The following is an 18,386-nucleotide window of genomic DNA, read 5'->3' as shown; positions in this document are numbered from 1 at the left end:
CTCCTTTACGTCAGGCGCCCGCGCGATGAAACAAGACACGCACCCCGACTATCACTTCATCACCGTCGTGATGACCGATGGCACGACCTACAAGACCCGGTCGACCTATGGCCAGGAAGGCGCGACGCTGAACCTGGACATCGATCCGAAGACCCACCCGGCGTGGACCGGCGGCTCGCAGCAGCTGCTCGACCGCGGTGGCCGCGTGTCGCGCTTCAACGCCAAGTTCGGCGCCTTCACCCGCAAGTAGGCCGCGCTCGGCGCGGTCTCGGGCTCGCGGACGCGGGACGTGGCCGCCGCGAGCGGAACGATGTGTTCAAAAACCAAACGCCGCGGAGGATCTCTCCTCCGCGGCGTTTTCCGTTTCTCCCCCCAGAGAAGCGGATGTCCTCAGCCGATATCGCGGGGTCAGGTCCCGAAGGCCTGACGCAGGCGATCGATCTGCGACAGCACCGGGTGGGGCGCCTCGTCGACGGCGCCTTCCACGTACATGCGGCGATCGAGGTGACGAACACGGTCGTAGAGCCGCTCGGCCCTGTCGACGAGCTCCAGCAGTTCCAGCGGCAACTCGTCGGTGGCGTGATCGGGGTCTGCGGCGCGCGCTTCCTCGGAGTTCAGCCGATAGCGCTCCTCGCAGGCGGCGGCGGGCGCCATGTCCCCTTCGCGCACCGCGCGCTGGACGAGCAGCCAGGACGCCACCTGCATCAGCCGCGTGGTCAGGCGCATGCTCTCGGCGGCATAGGCGAGCGCCGCGTTCCGCGAGAGCGACTTCGAGGTCTGCCGGCCCGCGCCGTCCAGATAGCCCGCCGTCTCCTCCACGAGCTCCATCCCTTCCTGGAAGGTGCGCTCGAACAGCTCCGACCGGGCGAAATCCTGGATCACCTCGGCGCGCCAATCGGACGGGGCGTTAGCTTCGATCATCAAGAAGTCAGCCTCTCAATCTCTTCCCGCCCCAGGACGTCGCCCGTGACCCAGGTTTCATCCTGCAACCCCTGTGCCAACGCCCGCTCAGGTGGAGCGCGCGCCGAACAGGGCGTCGGCCGCCGCCCGGCCGGCGCGCTTGCGCTCGAGCTGGGCCTCGACCCGGGCGATCTCGGCCCTCAGCGTCTCCAGACGCTCCTCAAGCTCGACCACCCCGTACAACTCCAGGTCCTCGCGGACCGCCTCCGCCAGCCGCTGACCGCGGCCGATCCGAACTTCAGCAGGTTCTTCCACTCGCGAGCCTCCTTTGCCGGCCCCCGTTTGGGCGCTATCCAACCCCGGACCGGGCAGAGAAGCAAGATTCAGGGGACGAGGCCATGAGCGACACCATGACCGCCATCGCGATCGAGGGCGGCAAGGGCCCCGCCGACGCGCTGAAGCCGGAGACCCTCGCGCGGCCGGCGCCCGCCCCCGGCGAGGTGCTCATCAAGGTGCGCGCCGCCGGCGTCAACCGCCCGGACCTTCTGCAGCGCCTGGGGGCCTATCCGCCGCCGCCGGGCGCGCCGGCCACCCTCGGCCTCGAGGTCGCCGGGGAGGTGGCCGTGGCCGCGGGGCGCTGGAAGGTCGGCGACAACGTGTGCGCCCTGCTGGGCGGCGGCGGCTACGCCGAATACGTCGCCTGCGACGCGCGCCACGCCCTGCCGATTCCGAAGGGCTTCGATTTCGTCGAGGCCGCCGGCCTGCCGGAGACCGTCTTCACCGTCTTCGCCAACGTCTTCGAGCATGGGGCGCTCAAGGCGGGCGAGACCTTCATGGTGCATGGCGCGACTTCCGGCATCGGCGTGACCGCCATCCAGATGGCCAACGCCGCCGGAGCCAAGGTCATCGCCACGGCGCGCGGCGCGGACAAGGCCGCCCAGGCCAGGGCGCTGGGCGCGGACGTCGCCGTCGACACCACCCGGGAGGACTTCGCCGAGGTCGCCAAGCGCGAGGGCGGCGTCGACGTGGTGCTGGACATGGTCGGCGGCGACTATTTCGCCAAGGAGCTGGACGCCCTGAAGACCGGCGGACGGATCGTCTTCATCGCCTCGCTGGGCGGCGGCGAGGTGGCCCTGCCGATCTTCCGGCTGATGCAGAAGCGGGCCGTGGTCACCGGCTCCACCCTGCGGCCGCGCAGCGCCGACGAGAAGGCGCGGCTCGCCGCCGAGGTCGAGCGGGTCGTCTGGCCCTGGATCGAGGCCGGCAAGATCAAGACCGTGGTCGACGCCACCTTTCCGCTGGCAGTGGCCGCCGAGGCCCACGCCCACCTGGAAGCCGGCGCCCACGTGGGCAAGGTGGTCCTGACCGTCGGCTAACCTTCGCTAAGGCGCGGGAACGGGCGCTGCGGCGCGGCGTTCGCGCCGCATGCCCAAGCGCGCCCTGCAACGCGGCCTGACCGAACTGGGGGTGATGAGCGGCCACCCGGTCGCCTTCGCGATCCTCGGTCTCTATACCGTGGCCTGGGTGGTGTTCGATCGCGAGAGCCTGGACTTCCATGGCCTGGCGACCCTGGTCACCTGGACCATGACCCTGTTCATCCAGCGCGCGGAGCATCGCGACACCCAGGCCATCCAGGCCAAGCTCGACGAGCTGCTGCGGGCGCATGGCGATGCGCGCGACGAGCTCACGCATCTCGACGAACAGACCGCCGAGGAAATCGAGACGCATCGCGAGGAGGAGCGGTCCCGCGATCCGCGCTAGCCCTCAGGGACCGAAGATCCCCATCAGCAGCGGCCGCGCGAACACCGCCGGTCCGGCCTTCTGCTTCAGGCCCGGAACCCAGAAGCGGAGCTCCGAGGCGGCGTTGATGCCGGCGCCGAGCATCTGGGCGGCGATGAAGGGATCGACCGGCCGGATGGAGCCCTCGGCGATGCCGTCGGAGATCATCGAGGCGAAGCGGTCCGAGATGCGGGTCACCTGGTCCATCAGCGGGCCGTGGTAGGGCTCGGGGACGGCCGAGACCCCGGAGGGTCGCAGCATGGGCCCGGAGTCGGAGAGCTGGAATTCCGTGAGGGCGGCCGTCACGCTCGAGAGGCGGAGCCACTGGTCGCCGGGAAGCTCCATGGCCATGCGCTGCGCCCGGCGCAGCACGTCGAAGGTGCGTTCGAAGCAGGCGACGACGAGGTCATCCTTGGCGTCGTTGTGGTGGTAGAAACTGCCCTTGGTGACGTTGAGCTCGGCCGAGATCTTGTCGACCGACGCGCCGCGGTAGCCGCGCTTGTTGATCAGTCGGGTGGCCGCGAGCAGGAAGGTCTCGCGGCCGTTGGTCTGTCGATCCCGCGACAGCAGCTCATCGAGCTGCATGGCGCTCGGCTCCCACGCCCGGCCCGGGGCGGCGAACCCGTTCACGAGGATGTCGAACATCTTGTCGCGGACCCGCGGATAGTCCTCCGCGTCGTATTTCGACAGCCACGCCGCGGCCCAGAACAGCTGCTCCATCAAAAGATGGGTACGGGCCGCGCGCCGTCCCCGGCTGAGCCATTCGAGCTCAGGGCTGTCGAAGATCTGGCGCAGATGTCGGAACAGCCGGGCGTAGGCCTCGAAGGCCCGCTCCAGCACCGGCGAGTTGAGCGCCCCCAGATCCGCCAGGATCGGCAGGGGCGGCGCCTCGCCGACCACGGTCTGGCGCACGCGTTCGAGATAGAGATCGAGCAGGCGGCGAAGACGGTCCTGGGGCGTCGCCTCGACGAGGGCGGCGGCGACGATCTCCTCCATCTGCGCCATGCCGCGCATCATGCAGGCGCCGGCCAGCTCGTCCTTGCGCCGGAAGTAGTAGGTCACGCTGGTGGTGGAGAGCCCGACCGCGGCGGCGGCGGCGCCGAGCGTCAGGCCGCGCGCGCCGTGCGCGTTGAGAAGCACCGTGGCCGCGTCGAGGATCGCTTCCCGCTTGCGCTCAAACCTGTCGGTAGACCGAGCGACGTTACGCTGCATCTTGACGTTTCAACCCCGCAACTTTTCAAGCATTTGTGCATGCGGTTTGGTGGAACGCCAGCGCTTCTTTAATTCCCGAGCAGCGTCAACTCGACGCGAAGGGATAGGGCGAGATCGACTTTGTAAAGTCGTCCACGGTCAAGGTTCGGCTGATCGGCTCGGCCGCGCGCTGCGGGCAGGCGGGGCGCTCGCAGATCCGGCAGGCCGGGCCGATGGGGGTGGCCACGGGCTCGGCGAGGTCCAGGCCCTTCGAATAGACCAGCCGTTCGGCGTACTTGAGCTCGCAGCCCATGCCGATGGCCAGCTCTGCGTCCTCGCCAGCGTAGGGCGTGGAGACGCGCGACACCGTGCGCGCGATGGTGAAGTAACGCTCGCCGTCGGGCGTCTCGATGATCTGGGTGACGATCCGGCCGGGCGTGCGGAAGCTCGAATGGATGTTCCAGCGCGGGCAGGCGCCGCCGAACCGCGAGAAGGGAAAGGCCGCGCCGGCGAAGCGCTTTGAGATGTTCCCCGCCGAGTCCGTGCGCACCATGAAGAAGGGCACGCCACGCTGGCCCGGCCGCGCCAGGGTTGTGAGCCGGTGGCAGGCCTGCTCGAAGGAGACGCCGAAGCGGGCGCGGATCAGCTCGATGTCGTAGCCGGTGCGCTCGGCCGCATCGTGGAAGGCGCCGTAGGGCATCAGGACCGCGGCGGCCAGGTAGTTGGCGAGGCTCACCTTCAGAAGGTTGCGGGTCGGCCGGTCCGGGGGCGCGGCGCGGTCGGCGAGGCCGTCGAGCAGCGGTCCGTTCTCCAGCAGCGCCAGCTGGTAGGCGAGCGAGAAGGAGCGGCCGGCGCCGGTCAGCACCTCGGAGAGAAACAGCCGCCGGCGGTGATAGTCGAAGCGGCGCACGCTCTCGGGCAGGACGTCGACGGGCACGACGCGCACCTGGATGCCGTGGCGGCGCGCCAGCCGATCGCGGGCGGCCGTGTGGAACTCCTGCGGTTCGGCCTTGAGCTCGGCGGAGAGCAGGTCGGCCGCCTCCTCGAGGTCGGCGAAGTAGTTCTTCTGCGCCTGGATGAAGTCGCGCACCCAGTCCGACGGCGAGGGCTGGTCGAAGGTGCCCTCCTCCGGCCGGCCGACGGCGCCCAGCTCGGAGAGCCGGCGCTTCTCCAGGTAGGTGCGATAGAGGCGCACCATCGCCTCGGCGACGCCCGGCGCAGTCTCGGCCACCTCGGCGATCTCGTGGCGGGGCACGCCGAGGTCGCGGAACAGCTGGTCGGAGAGCACCTCGGCGAGGTCGCCGGCGCTGCCGCTCTCCTGGTCGTGCGACAGGGTCTTGAGGTCGAGGTCATAGGCCTCGGCCAGGCGCAGCAGCACCTGGGCGGTGACCGGCCGCTGGTTGCGCTCCAGCAGGTTGAGGTAGCTCGGCGAGACGCCGAGGTCCTCGGCCATGCGAGTCTGGGTCAGGCCGAGCTCGCGCCGCAGGCGCTTGAGGCGGGCGCCGAGAAACAGTTTGCGGTCGACGGTCGGCGGGTTGGCCATGGCTCTGTGAAATTGTCACAGATTTACAATTTTTACAATGTCTGCCTGTGACAGCGTGGCTTTTTCGCTGAGTGAAGCGGGTTCACATAGAGGGAATTCAAGCGTTAAAGGCCCGCGCGGCTTGTCAAAGCCACCCCAGATTACCCGGTAAAACGCGGAAGAGGCAGATGTCCTACCAAGACCACATCATCGAGATGAGCCAGCTCGTCAAAAACAAGAACGGCGCTTGGGACGGCATCGACCCGGAGGCCGTGGCCCGCATGCGCCTGCAGAACCGGTTCAAGACCGGCCTGGAGATCGCCAAGTACACCGCCGACATCATGCGCAAGGACATGGCGGCCTACGACGCCGACCCGTCCAACTACACCCAGTCGCTGGGCTGCTGGCACGGCTTCGTCGCCCAGCAGAAGATGATCGCGGTCAAGCGCCACTTCGGCACCACCAAGCGCCGCTACATCTACCTGTCGGGCTGGATGATCGCCGCCCTGCGCTCCGAGTTCGGCCCGCTGCCGGACCAGTCGATGCACGAGAAGACCTCGGTGCCGGCGCTGATCGAAGAGATCTACACCTTCCTGAAGCAGGCCGACGCCCGTGAGCTCGGCGGCCTGTTCCGCGATCTCGACGCCGCCCGCAAGGCCGGCGACCAGGCCAAGGAGCAGCAGATCCAGGACAAGATCGACAACTTCGAGACCCACGTCGTTCCGATCATCGCCGACATCGACGCCGGCTTCGGCAACGCCGAGGCGACCTACCTGCTGGCCAAGAAGATGATCGAGGCCGGCGCCTGCGCCATCCAGATCGAAAACCAGGTCTCGGACGAGAAGCAGTGCGGCCACCAGGACGGCAAGGTCACCGTTCCGCATGAGGACTTCATCCAGAAGCTCCGCGCGGTCCGTTACGCCTTCCTCGAGCTGGGCGTCGACAACGGCGTCATCGTCGCGCGCACCGACAGCCTCGGCGCCGGCCTGACCAAGCAGATCGCCTACTCGAAGACCCCGGGCGACCTGGGCGACCAGTACAACGCCTTCCTCGACTGCGACGAGATCACCCCGGCCGACGTCACCAACGGCGACGTGGTCATCACGCGCAACGGCAAGCTGCTGCGTCCGAAGCGCCTGCCCTCGAACCTCTTCCAGTTCCGCGCCGGCACCGGCGAGGATCGCTGTGTCCTCGACTGCATCACCTCGCTGCAGAACGGCGCCGACCTGCTGTGGATCGAGACCGAGAAGCCCCACGTCGAGCAGATCGCCGGCATGGTCGACCGCATCCGTGAAGTCGTGCCGAACGCCAAGCTCGCCTACAACAACAGCCCGTCCTTCAACTGGACGCTGAAGTTCCGCGAGCAGGTGTTCGAGGAGTGGGCGAAGGAAGGCAAGGACGTCTCGGCCTACGACAAGGCCAAGCTGATGAGCGCCGAATACGACGCCACGCCGCTGGGCATCGAGGCCGATCAGAAGATCCGCAGCTTCCAGGCCGACGGCGCCAAGCGGGCCGGCATCTTCCACCACCTGATCACCCTGCCGACCTACCACACGGCCGCGCTCAGCACCGACAACCTCGCCAAGGAGTACTTCGGCGAGCAGGGCATGCTCGGCTACGTCCTGGGCGTCCAGCGCCAGGAGATCCGCAACGGTCTCCCCTGCGTGAAGCACCAGAACATGTCGGGCTCGGACATCGGCGACGACCACAAGGAATACTTCGCGGGCGAAGCGGCCCTGAAGGCCGGCGGCGTCCACAACACCATGAACCAGTTCGCCTGATCCAAGGGCGACCGGCGGCCCAGGGCTCGCGCCCTGGGCTTTCCGGACCAGTTCAAGGGAGGCCGGCAACCCCGGCTTCAGAGTGCAGATGATGACCAAGGAACGCTTCTGGGTCGTCGGCGGCGAGTACAGCTGCCTGGCCTTCAAGACGCTGAAGAACGGCGCCCCTCAGGTGATGGGCCCCTACGAGACGCGCGATGAGGCCCGCGCGGCGTGGAAGCGGATCTCCGACGAGACCCGCAGCTGCGCCACCGCCCGGTACGCGATCGCCACCGAGCAGCTGACCCTGCCTCACTAGCCGTCCGACCCCACTTCCAGTGACTGGCTCCCTGCGGCCTCGGCGGCGGGGAGCCCTCTTCTCGATTACACTTTCAGAGCTTCTGAGAGCTCGGAGACCGCCATGTCCGTCGACCTCGCCGCCCGGCCCGTCCAGCTGAAGAACCCCGTCGAGGGCCGCGCCGCCGAGGTGCTGACGCCCGAGGCCCTGGCCTTCCTGGCCGAGCTGCACCGCCGGTTCAACGACCGCCGCCTGGAGCTCCTGGCCCTGCGCGACGAGCGCCAGACCCGCTTCGACGCCGGCGCCTCGCCCGACTTCCTGGCCGAGACCAAGGCCGTCCGCGACGGCGACTGGAAGGTCGCCCCGATCCCGGCCGACCTGCAGGACCGCCGCGTGGAGATCACCGGCCCGGTCGACCGCAAGATGATCATCAACGCCCTGAACTCCGGCGCGAAGGTGTTCATGGCCGACTTCGAGGACGCCTCCTCGCCGACCTGGGCCAACATGGTCGAGGGGCAGGTGAACCTGAAGGACCGCTGGGCCGGCAAGCTCGGCTTCACCGACGCCGCCACCGGCAAGAGCTATGCCCTGAAGGACAAGGTCGCGACCCTGATCGTCCGTCCGCGCGGCTGGCACCTGCCGGAAGCCCACGCCCTGGTCGACGGCGAGGAGATGAGCGGGTCGCTGTTCGACTTCGGCCTCTACTTCTTCCACAACGCCAAGGCGACGCTCGCCGCCGGAACGGGCCCCTACTTCTACCTGCCGAAGATGGAGAGCCATCTCGAGGCGCGCCTGTGGAACGACGTCTTCGTCTACGCCCAGGAGGCGCTTGGCGTGCCGAACGGCACGATCAAGGTCACGGTGCTCATCGAGACCCTGCCGGCGGCCTTCGAGATGGACGAGATCCTCTACGAGCTGCGCGACCACATGGCGGGTCTGAACTGCGGCCGCTGGGACTACATCTTCTCGTTCATCAAGCGCCTGAAGACCCACCCCGAGGCCCTGACGCCCGACCGCGCGGTCATGGGCATGGGCTCGGCGTTCCTGTCCGCCTACTCGCTGAAGCTGATCCAGACCTGCCACCGCCGCGGCGCCTTCGCCATGGGCGGCATGGCGGCCCAGATCCCGGTAAAGGGGGACCAGGCGGCCAACGAGGCGGCCTTCGCCAAGGTCCGCGCCGACAAGGAGCGCGAGGCCGGCAACGGCCATGACGGCACCTGGGTGGCGCACCCCGACCTCGTCCCCGTCGCCATGGAGGTCTTCGACCGGCTGATGCCCGGCCCGAACCAGCTCACCAAGCTGCGCGAGGACGTGAACGTCACCCGCGAGGACCTGCTGCGCGTCCACGAGGGCGAGCGCACCGAGCACGGCCTGCGCGAGAACATCCGCGTCGGCGTCCAGTACATCGAGGCCTGGCTGCGCGGCCGCGGGGCGGTGCCGCTCTACAACCTGATGGAAGACGCCGCGACGGCCGAGATCAGCCGCGCCCAGATCTGGCAGTGGATCCGCCAGAAGGCGAAGCTGAACGACGGCCGCGAGGTGACGCCGGAGCTGTTCCGCGCGCTGCTGGACGAGGAGATGGCGGCGCTTCGCCAGACCCTGGCGGCCGGCGCCTTCGACGGCGGCCGCTTCGCCGAGGCCCAGAAGATCTTCACCGAGATGAGCCTCTCGGACACGTTCGAGGAGTTCCTGACGCTGCCGGCCTACCGCGCCCTGGACTAGCCACAGGACTGACCTCTCACCTCATCCTTCGGGCGCGCCAGCCAACCACGCGCCCTTGGGATCTCGAACGGGCGTTCCCCCAGTCTGCGCCCCTTCGGTCGCCCGGTCCGGCCCCTCGCCGGCCGGGCGATTTTCGTTTGCGGCCTACTTGCGCGTCCAGGCGCCGCCGTTGGGCTTGTAGTACTCGCCCGGCTTCAGCTTGGCCTTCACGACGGTGTTGAAGGCCGAGGCGCCGGCGGCTTCGGGGCTGACGCCGTTCTTGGCGGCGGCCTCGCGGTAGAGCTGGGCGCGGCCGGCGTTGATCTCGTCCACCGCGGCCTTCAGGGCCGGGTCGGCGGCGCCGCTGACGAAGCCCAGGAAGCCGTCGCCCTGCTCGCCGACGATGCCGGCGGCCTTGGCGGAATCGACGCGGGCCTTGGCGTCCGACTGGGCGATGGCGACGGCGCCGGTGGCGAAGACCGCGCCGGCGAGGGCGAGGCCGAAGATGTTTCTGGCGTTCATGGGGCTACCTCAGAACAGGTCCGGGTTCTTCTGGATCAAGGCCTTCACGTCCTCGTCCAGGCGCAGGCGGACGTCGGCGTCCAGCTTGGCGTAGATGGTGATCGGATCGACCTTCACATGCACGGTCGGGGCGCAGGCGGCAGCGCCGGCCGTCACCGCGGCGTAGGCCGCCAGCATGGCGAGCGATCTGAAGCGTCGGATCATGGTCGGGTCCTTGGCCATTCCTATCCTCGTGTTTGCCGCCTCAACGCTGAACCGGCGGTGAACTGCGCAGCCGTTCGAAGTCGGCGTAGTCCTTCAAGAGGTCGTCCAGATTGAGCGTGGTGTCGAGGGTAAGATCGACGCCCGTGCCGGAGGGCAGCGGCAGCTTCCTGCCCATGAACTTCTTGCGGACGAGGTCCCACAGGGAGATGCGGATCTCCTGCGGCTTGGGCGGATCGTGGTAGCCGACGATGTGGAAGAGCACCCCCAACCGGCCGTTGGCGCGGGTGTTGAGGCCGGCGTCCAGCTTGTCGAAGGCGAGGTTCTCCAGCGCCTGGTAGGCGAAGTCGGTGAAGGTGTCGGTGAACTCGACCGCCTGCGCCGCCGCGGCCGGCGCCTGCACCGAGCCCTGGGCGGAAACCGAGGCCAGGGCCGTCCGGCTGATCGACAGGCGTCCGGGCGCGATGGCGTGAAGGTCGCCGCCGGAGACGCGGACCTTGTCGCCCTGCACCTCGAACGGCACATGGCCGGAGACGCGGGCGTCGAGGTCGACGCGGTCGCCGAAGGGCGAGGCCTCGACGAGGTCGTGAAGCTGGACCCCCTGCAGGTCGAGCACGCCCTGGATCGGCTGGTCGGCGACCAGCGGGATGGCCAGCCGCTCGACCTTGACGAGGCCGCCGCCCGTCGCGGCCTGGCCGCCGGTGACCACCAGGGCCTTCTCCTCGAGGGCGAAGGTGGTGGACAGGTCCGTGAGCGGCAGAACGGCGTCGATCCGGCGCGCCTTCAGCACCTGGCCGGGCGGGGCGATGAGCGGGGCGAGGCTGGTGAACCGCACGTGGCCCGAAAGCCCGGTGACCTGGCCGGCCGGGCTCTTGAAATCGAGCCCGGGCACGTCGAGCTCGCCGCTGCTCGTCGCGCCGTCCTTGGTCCAGCGGAAGCCGCCGGTGAAGGCCGCCTCGCCCTGCACGGCGGTCCCCAGAGGCTCGGCCAGCGGCGAGAGCTCGGCCGGCTGCAGCCCGCCCGGCGCGAAGGCGAGGCGCGGGGTGGTGATCTCGACGCCGCCGGCGCCGGAGCGGCCCTCGTGGCGCAGCACAGCGTGGGCGAGGACGGGGCCGGACTTGCTCGGCCGCTTCACGTCGAGGCCGCCGCTCCAGAGGTCGTGGGCGAGGCCGACGCGGCCGGCGATCAGCACCGGATGGAAGCGCGGCTTGTCGGCGGTGTCGTGGACCTCCGCCGAGGCGATCTGGAGGTCCGCCCCCAGCGCTCCGCCGCGGTCGGCCAGGCTCACCCGGCCGGCGCCCTGGGCGAGCCGCGCCTGGAGGAAGGGGACCGCGGCCCTGGCGCCCTCCGCCCGACCATGGAACGCCCAGCCGCCGGCCCCGAGGGTGAGCAGGGCGCCGCCGGCCGGGCAGACGCGGGTCTGGAGCGCCTCCACGTCGTTCTGGCCGAGCTCGACCTTGGCGGCCGAGACGTCGGCGCAGCGGCTGGCGGTCAGGCTGGTGACGCCGTTGGCGATCCGCAGGGTCCCGGCGGCGTCGAAGTTCGCCTTCTCCAGCGGCCCGATCGAGAGCACCGCCTTGGCCGAGCCCTCGGCCACCAGGCCCGAGTGGATGAAGCTGGCCCGGCGGACGTCCGCCGTCACCACCGGCAGGCCGCCGCCGGACGAGGTCAGCCGCCAGCCGGCGCCTGCGGGCGTCAGGCGCACCTCGCCGCCGCCGTCGGGCAGAAGGCGGGCCGGCGCGGTCAGCCGCACGGCGAGCCCCTGCGGACCGGCGCCGAGGGCGAGGCCCTGCAGGGAGACGCGGAAGGCGCGCACGCCCCGCTTCACCGCGGCGATCTCGGCGGAATCCTCCTTGGTGGACAGGCCGAGCCCGGTCCAGGCGCCGCGGCCTTCGGCGGCGCCGACGAGATCGAGCCTGGTCTCGCGGCCCAGGCTGAAGGATCCGGCGAGGTCGCCCGCCGCCGAGGCGAGGTGGAGGTCTGAGACCGCCAGGCCGTGGAGGTCTGCGGCCAGCTTGAGCCCGCCGGCCACCCGATCGCCGCCGTCGCGCCGCCAGGCGAGGTCCGGCGCGAGCGCCGTGAGCTGGACCGCCTCGGTCCGCGTGCCGCCGGCCAGCACCGCCCTGGCGCTCAGCGCGGCGCGCAGCGCGCCCTGGGCGGCCAGCGGCCTGGCGAGATCCGGGTAGACACCCTGGAAGCCGGCGGTCAGCAGGCCGTCGCGCGCCGTCGCCCCGTCGGCGTCGAGGGCGTGGAACGGCAGGTTGAGCTGGGCCTCGAGCCGACCGCCCTCGACGCGGGCCTTCAGCCGCGCCGCTCCCAGATCGGCGAGGTTATGGCCGCGGGTGAGACGTGCGGGCGCGGTGGTCGCGTCGAGGCTGACGAGGCGGCCGTCCCGAATGGCGGCGTCGAGGCTGGCCTGCAGCGGGCCGTAGTCGGTGGCGAGGAGCAGCCGGCCCTGCTCCAGAGCGACGGCGGGCGAAGGGGCGCCCGGGGTCGGCGGACGCTTGCGCATTTCGGCGATCAGGGGATCGAGGGCGCCCAGGGAGAAGCGCCCGGCGCGCCAGCTCGCCCTCAGCACCGGCCGGGTCAGGCGCACCGACGTCACCTGCACGCCCTTGCCGGCGATCAGGCCGGAGAGCGAATAGGTCACCTCCGCGCGCTCGACCACCAGGTCCGGGGCGACGGCGGGGCCGATGCGGACGCGGCCGACGAGACGGCCCGGCCCGATCTCCTCGAAGCTCGTCTCCGAGGCGATGCCGCGGGCGCGCAGCCAGTCGGTGACCGCCTCGCGGGCGAGCTGGCGCCGCGCCAGGTAGAGGGCCAGGACGAGGATGACGAGCCCAAGCACGACCGCCAGCACGGCGGCGGCGAGGACGCGGGAAACGCCCCGAACGCCTTGGCGGGTCTGTGCGGCCTGGTCGGTCACGGCGCTCCGATAGCTGACGGCATCCCCCATTGGATGCGGGAATGTCGCCTAAACCGTGACCGTTCCAAATCCCTTTAGCCGGCGGCCCCGCGCATCGGCAGGCTGGCCAGGGCCACGCCGCCGTCGACCGGGATGGTCGCGCCGACCACATAGTCCCCCGCGCGGCTGGCCAGGTAGATGGCGACGGCCGCCATGTCGTCGTCACGGCCGATACGGCCCTGCGGGATCGCCTGGGCGACCTCGTCGCCGTGGTCGCGGGCCGCGCGGTTCATCTGCGAGGCGAAGGCGCCCGGGGCGATGGCGGTGACCAGGATCTGATCCTTCACCAGCGTCGCGGCCATGCGGCGGGTCAGGTAGATCAGCGCCGACTTGGAGGCGTGGTAGGAATAGGTCTCGAGCGGGTTGAGGGCGATGCCGTCGATCGAGGCGACGTTGATCACCTTGGCCGGCTTGTCCGGCGTCGCCGCCGCCTTCAGCGCCCCGTGCAGGGCCTGGGTCAGGAAGAACGGCGACTTGACGTTGAGGTCCATGACCTTGTCCCAGCCGCTCTCCGGGAACTCGTCGAAGGGCGCGCCCCAGGCGGCGCCGGCGTTGTTGACCAGGATGTCCAGCTTGGGCTCGACCGCGGTCAACCGCGCGGCCAGCGCCTTGGCGCCCTCCACCGTCGAGACGTCCTGCGGCAGGGAGATGCAGTTCGGCCCGAGCTCGGCGGCGGTGGCGTCGCAGTCGGCGCCCTTGCGCGAGGAGATGTAGACCTTCGCGCCGGCGTCGATGAAGCCCTTGGCGATCATCCTGCCGATGCCCCGCGAGCCGCCGGTGACAAGGGCCACGCGGCCCTCCAGCGAGAACAGATTGATCGACATGGGCCTCTGGCCTCCCCTCGTTATTCGGTGGCGACCTGTTTAGCCGATCGGCGCCGTTGGGGAAGCCGCAAAGCCTTGTACGGCAACGGCTGAACAATTGACTCGCACCCCTGCGCCGGGGCCTATAACAACCGTTTGAATTTCGCGGCCGCCAGTCGACGAGCGGCCTCATTCCTAGTCGTTTTCCACATGTCGTTTTCGAGGACGCCCGCATGACCGAAATCAACTCGGTGACCACGCTGACGCAGGATGGCGACGTCGCCATCGTCACCCTCAACTCGCCGCCGGTGAACGCGCTCTCGGCCAACGTCCGTGACGGCCTCTTCGAGGGCTTCAAGCAGGCGATCGCCTCGGACGCCAAGGCGGTGGTCCTGATCTGCGACGGCCGCACCTTCATCGCCGGCGCCGACATCACCGAATTCGGCGGCGCCTCGAAGGGCGCCAGCCTGTTCGATGTGCAGAACATGATGGAGGGCTCGCCCAAGCCGGTGATCGCCGCGATCCACGGCACCGCCCTCGGCGGCGGCCTGGAAGTGGCGCTGTGCGCCCACTACCGCGTGGCCGTGCCCTCGGCGCGCCTGGGCCTGCCGGAGGTGAACCTCGGCCTGCTGCCAGGCGCCGGCGGCACCCAGCGCCTGCCGCGCATCGCCGGCGTCGAGAAGGCCCTGGAGATGATGACCTCGGGCCGTCACGCCCCGGCCAAGGAAGCCCTGGAGATGGGCCTCGTCGACGAGCTCGCCCCCGAGGGCCAGCTGAAGGAGGCCGCCGTCGCCTTCGCCCGCAAGGTGGTCGCCGAGAACAAGCCGCTGGTGAAGGTCCGCGACAACAACAGCAAGCTGGAAGCCGCCAAGGGCCATCCGGAGATCTTCGAGAACTTCCGCAAGGCCAACGCCCGCAAGTTCCGCGGCTTCCTGGCGCCCGAGTACAACATCCGCTGCATCGAGGCGGCGGTGAACAGCCCGTCCTTCGACGAAGGCCTGAACGTCGAGCGCAAGCTGTTCATGGAGCTGATGACCGGCTCGCAGTCGGCCGCCCAACGCTACTACTTCTTCGCCGAGCGCCAGGCGCAGAAGATCCCGGACGTGCCGGACGACACCCCCACCCGGGCGATCAACAAGGTCGGTATCCTGGGCGCCGGCACCATGGGCGGCGGCATCGCCATGAACTTCGCCAACGCCGGCATCCCGGTGACCATCGTCGAGCTGAAGCAGGACGCCCTCGACCGCGGCCTGGCGACGATCCGCAAGAACTACGAGCGCTCGCGCGGGGCCAAGCCGGAAGAGACCGAGAAGCGCATGAGCCTGTTGACCGGCTCGCTCGACATGGACGACTTCAAGGACTGCGACCTCGTGATCGAGGCCGTGTTCGAGCGGATGGACATCAAGAAGGACGTCTTCACCAAGCTCGACGCGATCTGCAAGCCGGGAGCAATCCTGGCGACCAACACCTCGGCCCTGAACATCGACGAGATCGCCTCGGTGACCAAGCGCCCCGAGGACGTCATCGGCCTGCACTTCTTCTCGCCGGCCAACGTCATGAAGCTCCTCGAGGTGATCCGCGCCGACCACACGGCCAAGGACGTCATCGCCACCTCGATGAAGCTGGCGAAGAAGATCGGCAAGATCGCCGTCCTGGCCGGCGTCTGCCCCGGCTTCATCGGCAATCGCATCCTGGCCCAGCGTCAGCGCGAGGCCCAGAAGCTGGTGTTCGAAGGCGCCATGCCGTGGGACGTGGACCGCGTGCTCTACGACTTCGGCTTCCCGATGGGTCCGTTCGCCATGAGCGACCTCGCCGGCCTCGACATCGGCTGGGTGAAGGAGAAGTCCAAGGGCGAGACCATCCGCGACGTGCTCTGCGAGATGGACCGCCGCGGCCAGAAGACCGGCGCCGGCTACTATGACTACGACGAGAACCGCAACGCCAAGCCGAGCCCGGTGACCGAGAAGATCATCAACGACTTCATCGTGAAGTCGGGCCGCAACCCGCGGAAGGTGAGCGACGAGGAAATCCTCGAGCGCTGCATCTATCCGATGATCAACGAGGGCGTGAAGATCCTCGAAGAGGGCAAGGCCATCCGCCCGTCGGACATCGACGTGGTCTGGGTCAACGGCTACGGCTGGCCGGTCTATCGCGGCGGCCCGATGTTCTACGGCGACCTGGTCGGCGGTCCGGCCAAGGTTCTTGAGAAGATGAAGGCGTTCCAGGCCACGATGGGCGACGACTTCAAGCCCGCGGCCCTGCTCGAGCAGCTGGCCGCCGAGGGCAAGAAGTTCGCCGACTTCAAGCGCTGATACGACCACCGGGCGGGCGGCTCCCACGGGCCGCTCGCCCTACTTTTTTACCTGCCACCTAACGTTAGGACACCCCTCCCCATGCGTGAAGCAGTCATCGTCGCCGCCAAGCGGACGCCCATCGGCAAGGCCTATCGCGGCGCCTTCAACAACACCTACGGCGCGACCCTCGCCGCGGAATCGATCCGCGCGGTGGTCGACCAGGCCGGCGTCGACCCCGGCGAGATCGACGACGTGGCGTTCGGCTGCGCCCTGGAGCAGGGCACGACCGGCAACAACATCGCGCGCCAGGCGGCGCTGCGCGCCGGCCTGCCGAACACCGTCTCCGGCATGACCATGGACCGCCAGTGCTCGTCGGGCCTGATGGCGATCGCCACGGCCGCCAAGTACATCATCAACGACGGCGCCCCGATCGCCATCGGCGGCGGCGTGGAGTCCATCTCGCTCGTCCAGAACGACAAGGTGAACCGCTACATGGCCACCGACCCGTGGCTGCGCGACCACGCGCCGGAGCTGGCCACCTCGATGATCGAGACGGCCGAGATCGTCGCCGAGCGCTACGGCGTCTCGCGCGAGGCCCAGGACGAGTACGCCCTGCAATCCCAGCAGCGCACCGCCCAGGCGCAATCGGAAGGCCGCTTCACGTCCGAGATCGTGCCGGTGACCACGGTCATGAAGGTGCTGGTCAACAAGGAGACCGGCGAGACCGCCGACAAGGAGATCACCATCGGCATGGACGAGGGCAACCGCCCGCAGACCACGCTGGAGGACCTGCAGAAGCTGCAGCCGGTGTTCAAGGGCGGCCGCTATGTGCCGCAGGGCAAGTTCGTCACCGCGGGCAACGCCTCGCAGCTGTCGGACGGCTCGGCCGCCGTGCTGATGATGGAGCGCAAGGAAGCCGAGCGCCGCGGCCTCGAGGTGCTGGGCGCCTACCGCGGCATGGCCGTGGCCGGCTGCGGCCCCGAGGAAATGGGCATCGGCCCGGTGTTCGCGATCCCGAAGCTGCTCGAGCGCAACGGCCTGAAGATCGATGACATCGACCTGTGGGAGCTGAACGAGGCTTTCGCCAGCCAGGTGCTCTACTGCCGCGACAAGCTCGGCATCGACCCGGCCAAGTACAACGTGTCGGGCGGCTCGATCTCCATCGGCCACCCCTACGGCATGACCGGCGCCCGCTGCACCGCCCACCTGATGTACGAGGGCAAGCGCCGCAAGGCCAAGTACGGCGTCGTCACCATGTGCGTCGGCGGCGGCATGGGCGCCGCAGGACTGTTTGAAATCTTCTGATTTCAAACAGGTCCGGCCGCGGCGCCCATCATCAAGAGTGGCTGAAATCGCTCCAGCGATTTCAGCGGGGCGCCGCAGGACTGTTTGAAATCTTCTGATTTCAACCAGGTCCGGCCGCGGCGCCCATCATCAAGAGTGGCTGAAATCGCTCCGGCGATTTCAGCGGGGCGCCGCAGGACTGTTTGAGATCTTCTAAGGTCTGAGACACAGCCACGATCGAGAGGGCCGCCCGCGAGGGCGGCCCTTTTTCGTGGTGCAGATCTCGCCCGATCTACTTCAAGATGTGAGGGCGTTAATTAAGGTAAATAATATCCTAATACTGCTTTTTCTATCGCCGCCCAGGGAACCGCCCAGTTTTCGCCGGATTTATACGGCGTCATGAGCCTCGAGGGACACAACTTATCGGAGCGACCGGCCGCTGCGCCGGCGCTGGAAGCGTTGTGACCATGGAAGAGCTCGAGCCCCTCTTCAGCCGCAGCCCGGCCCCTCGCCGCGAGGCTGAGGCGCGCCCGGATGACTGGGCCACGCGCGAGCTGAACCACCGCCTGGTCAACAGCCTGCAGCTCGCCGTCGACTTCCTCGGCCTGCAGCAGCAGCGCGCCGCCGACCCGGGCGCGCGCCAGGCGCTGGAGGATGCCATGGCCCGGCTCGCCGCCGTCGGGCAGCTTCACCGCTACCTGAGCGTCCAGGACCCCCACGCCCTGGTGGAGCTCTCGGCCTTCCTGCGCGGCCTTTGCGGGGTGGTCGGCCTCTCCACCGGCCTGGCTTGCGAACTCTCCGCCCAGCCGATCAGCGTGCCGGCGCACATGGCCCAGCACGTCGGCCTCCTCATCAACGAGTGCGCCATCAATGCCCGCAAGCACGCCTACGGCCACGACGGCGGAGTGCTGCGGATCGCCTGCGCGATCAGCCCCGGCCGGCTCACTCTGACCGTCGCCGACGAGGGGCCGGGCCTGCGGAGCGCACAGGGCCCGGGCCGCCAGGGGCTCGGCATGGACCTGATCGGGGCGATCGTGCGCCAGCTGCACGGGGCGTTCACCGCCGAGACCCGCGGCGGAGCGCAGTTCACCTTCACCATTCCGCTGGCCAGCGCCGTCCCGTTCGGCGGCCGCTCCTTCGCCGGCTGGAACGAGGTCTGATCCTTT

17 protein-coding genes are annotated in these 18,386 nt (G+C 69.3%); 9 read left to right on the top strand and 8 right to left on the bottom strand.

Annotated features, from left to right (window positions below; genetic code table 11):
• Nucleotides 1-25: 25 nt before the first annotated feature.
• Complete coding sequence (rpmE, locus tag DJ017_RS04675) at nt 26-250, top strand: 50S ribosomal protein L31 (protein ID WP_111527618.1); 225 nt, start codon at nt 26-28, stop codon at nt 248-250.
• A 158-nt stretch (nt 251-408) separates the two neighbouring features.
• Here rpmE and rcdA read toward each other — a convergent pair whose 3' ends face one another.
• Entirely contained in the window at nt 409-921 is a 513-nt protein-coding gene (gene rcdA, locus DJ017_RS04670; protein ID WP_111527617.1) for a protease adaptor protein RcdA, read from the bottom strand.
• A gap of 87 nt (nt 922-1,008) precedes the next feature.
• Nucleotides 1,009-1,215 carry a DUF1192 domain-containing protein gene (locus DJ017_RS04665; protein WP_111527616.1) on the bottom strand — a complete coding sequence of 69 codons (207 nt, stop codon included), beginning with the start codon at nt 1,213-1,215 and terminating at the stop codon, nt 1,009-1,011.
• A gap of 83 nt (nt 1,216-1,298) precedes the next feature.
• Between DJ017_RS04665 and DJ017_RS04660 the strand changes: the two genes are divergently transcribed.
• Complete coding sequence (locus tag DJ017_RS04660) at nt 1,299-2,276, top strand: NAD(P)H-quinone oxidoreductase (RefSeq protein ID WP_165830525.1); 978 nt, start codon at nt 1,299-1,301, stop codon at nt 2,274-2,276.
• 49 nt (nt 2,277-2,325) lie between these two features.
• Nucleotides 2,326-2,661 (top strand): low affinity iron permease family protein, encoded by a 336-nt coding sequence (locus tag DJ017_RS04655; protein ID WP_111527615.1) that lies wholly within the window; start codon nt 2,326-2,328, stop codon nt 2,659-2,661.
• A gap of 3 nt (nt 2,662-2,664) precedes the next feature.
• Here the strand turns inward: DJ017_RS04655 and DJ017_RS04650 are convergent, their stop codons facing one another.
• Both DJ017_RS04650 and DJ017_RS04645 read right to left on the bottom strand, forming a co-directional pair.
• The gene (locus tag DJ017_RS04650; protein ID WP_111527614.1) at nt 2,665-3,891 is read right to left on the bottom strand and encodes a TetR/AcrR family transcriptional regulator; all 1,227 of its coding nucleotides are present in this window, start codon (nt 3,889-3,891) and stop codon (nt 2,665-2,667) included.
• 85 nt (nt 3,892-3,976) lie between these two features.
• Entirely contained in the window at nt 3,977-5,413 is a 1,437-nt protein-coding gene (locus tag DJ017_RS04645; RefSeq protein ID WP_111527613.1) for a helix-turn-helix domain-containing protein, read from the bottom strand.
• Nucleotides 5,414-5,580: 167 nt separating this feature from the next.
• Here DJ017_RS04645 and DJ017_RS04640 point away from each other — a divergent pair, with 167 nt between their 5' ends.
• From DJ017_RS04640 to aceB, 3 genes are all read left to right on the top strand, one after another.
• Nucleotides 5,581-7,173 (top strand): isocitrate lyase, encoded by a 1,593-nt coding sequence (locus DJ017_RS04640; RefSeq protein WP_111527612.1) that lies wholly within the window; start codon nt 5,581-5,583, stop codon nt 7,171-7,173.
• Between the two features lie 91 nt (nt 7,174-7,264).
• Nucleotides 7,265-7,471: a DUF4170 domain-containing protein gene (locus DJ017_RS04635; RefSeq protein WP_165830524.1), complete on the top strand. Its 207-nt coding sequence runs from the start codon at nt 7,265-7,267 to the stop codon at nt 7,469-7,471.
• A 102-nt stretch (nt 7,472-7,573) separates the two neighbouring features.
• Entirely contained in the window at nt 7,574-9,172 is a 1,599-nt protein-coding gene (aceB, locus tag DJ017_RS04630) for a malate synthase A (protein WP_111527610.1), read from the top strand.
• A 144-nt stretch (nt 9,173-9,316) separates the two neighbouring features.
• On the opposite strand, the gene DJ017_RS04625 is transcribed toward aceB, so the two are convergent.
• The 4 genes from DJ017_RS04625 to DJ017_RS04610 form a co-directional block, all read right to left on the bottom strand.
• Nucleotides 9,317-9,673, bottom strand: coding sequence for a YdbL family protein (locus DJ017_RS04625; protein WP_111527609.1), 357 nt, complete (start codon nt 9,671-9,673; stop codon nt 9,317-9,319).
• Nucleotides 9,674-9,682: 9 nt separating this feature from the next.
• Nucleotides 9,683-9,877 (bottom strand): YnbE family lipoprotein, encoded by a 195-nt coding sequence (locus DJ017_RS04620; RefSeq protein ID WP_111529968.1) that lies wholly within the window; start codon nt 9,875-9,877, stop codon nt 9,683-9,685.
• A gap of 40 nt (nt 9,878-9,917) precedes the next feature.
• The gene (locus DJ017_RS04615; RefSeq protein ID WP_133255384.1) at nt 9,918-12,800 is read right to left on the bottom strand and encodes an intermembrane phospholipid transport protein YdbH family protein; all 2,883 of its coding nucleotides are present in this window, start codon (nt 12,798-12,800) and stop codon (nt 9,918-9,920) included.
• 74 nt (nt 12,801-12,874) lie between these two features.
• On the bottom strand, nt 12,875-13,663 hold the full coding sequence (locus tag DJ017_RS04610) for an SDR family oxidoreductase (RefSeq protein ID WP_111527607.1): 789 nt from the start codon (nt 13,661-13,663) through the stop codon (nt 12,875-12,877).
• 212 nt (nt 13,664-13,875) lie between these two features.
• Here DJ017_RS04610 and DJ017_RS04605 point away from each other — a divergent pair, with 212 nt between their 5' ends.
• The 3 genes from DJ017_RS04605 (at nt 13,876) to DJ017_RS04595 (ending at nt 18,380) form a co-directional block, all read left to right on the top strand.
• Nucleotides 13,876-15,954 carry a 3-hydroxyacyl-CoA dehydrogenase NAD-binding domain-containing protein gene (locus DJ017_RS04605; protein WP_111527606.1) on the top strand — a complete coding sequence of 693 codons (2,079 nt, stop codon included), beginning with the start codon at nt 13,876-13,878 and terminating at the stop codon, nt 15,952-15,954.
• Nucleotides 15,955-16,035: 81 nt separating this feature from the next.
• On the top strand, nt 16,036-17,241 hold the full coding sequence (locus DJ017_RS04600) for an acetyl-CoA C-acyltransferase (protein WP_111527605.1): 1,206 nt from the start codon (nt 16,036-16,038) through the stop codon (nt 17,239-17,241).
• Nucleotides 17,242-17,687: 446 nt separating this feature from the next.
• Complete coding sequence (locus DJ017_RS04595) at nt 17,688-18,380, top strand: sensor histidine kinase (protein WP_111527604.1); 693 nt, start codon at nt 17,688-17,690, stop codon at nt 18,378-18,380.
• Nucleotides 18,381-18,386: the final 6 nt, after the last annotated feature.

It is taken from the genome of Phenylobacterium soli (assembly GCF_003254475.1).
Taxonomy (GTDB): domain Bacteria; phylum Pseudomonadota; class Alphaproteobacteria; order Caulobacterales; family Caulobacteraceae; genus Phenylobacterium; species Phenylobacterium soli.
Note: the sequence above shows the minus strand (reverse complement) of the source record. Positions and strands in the feature narration are given on the sequence as shown.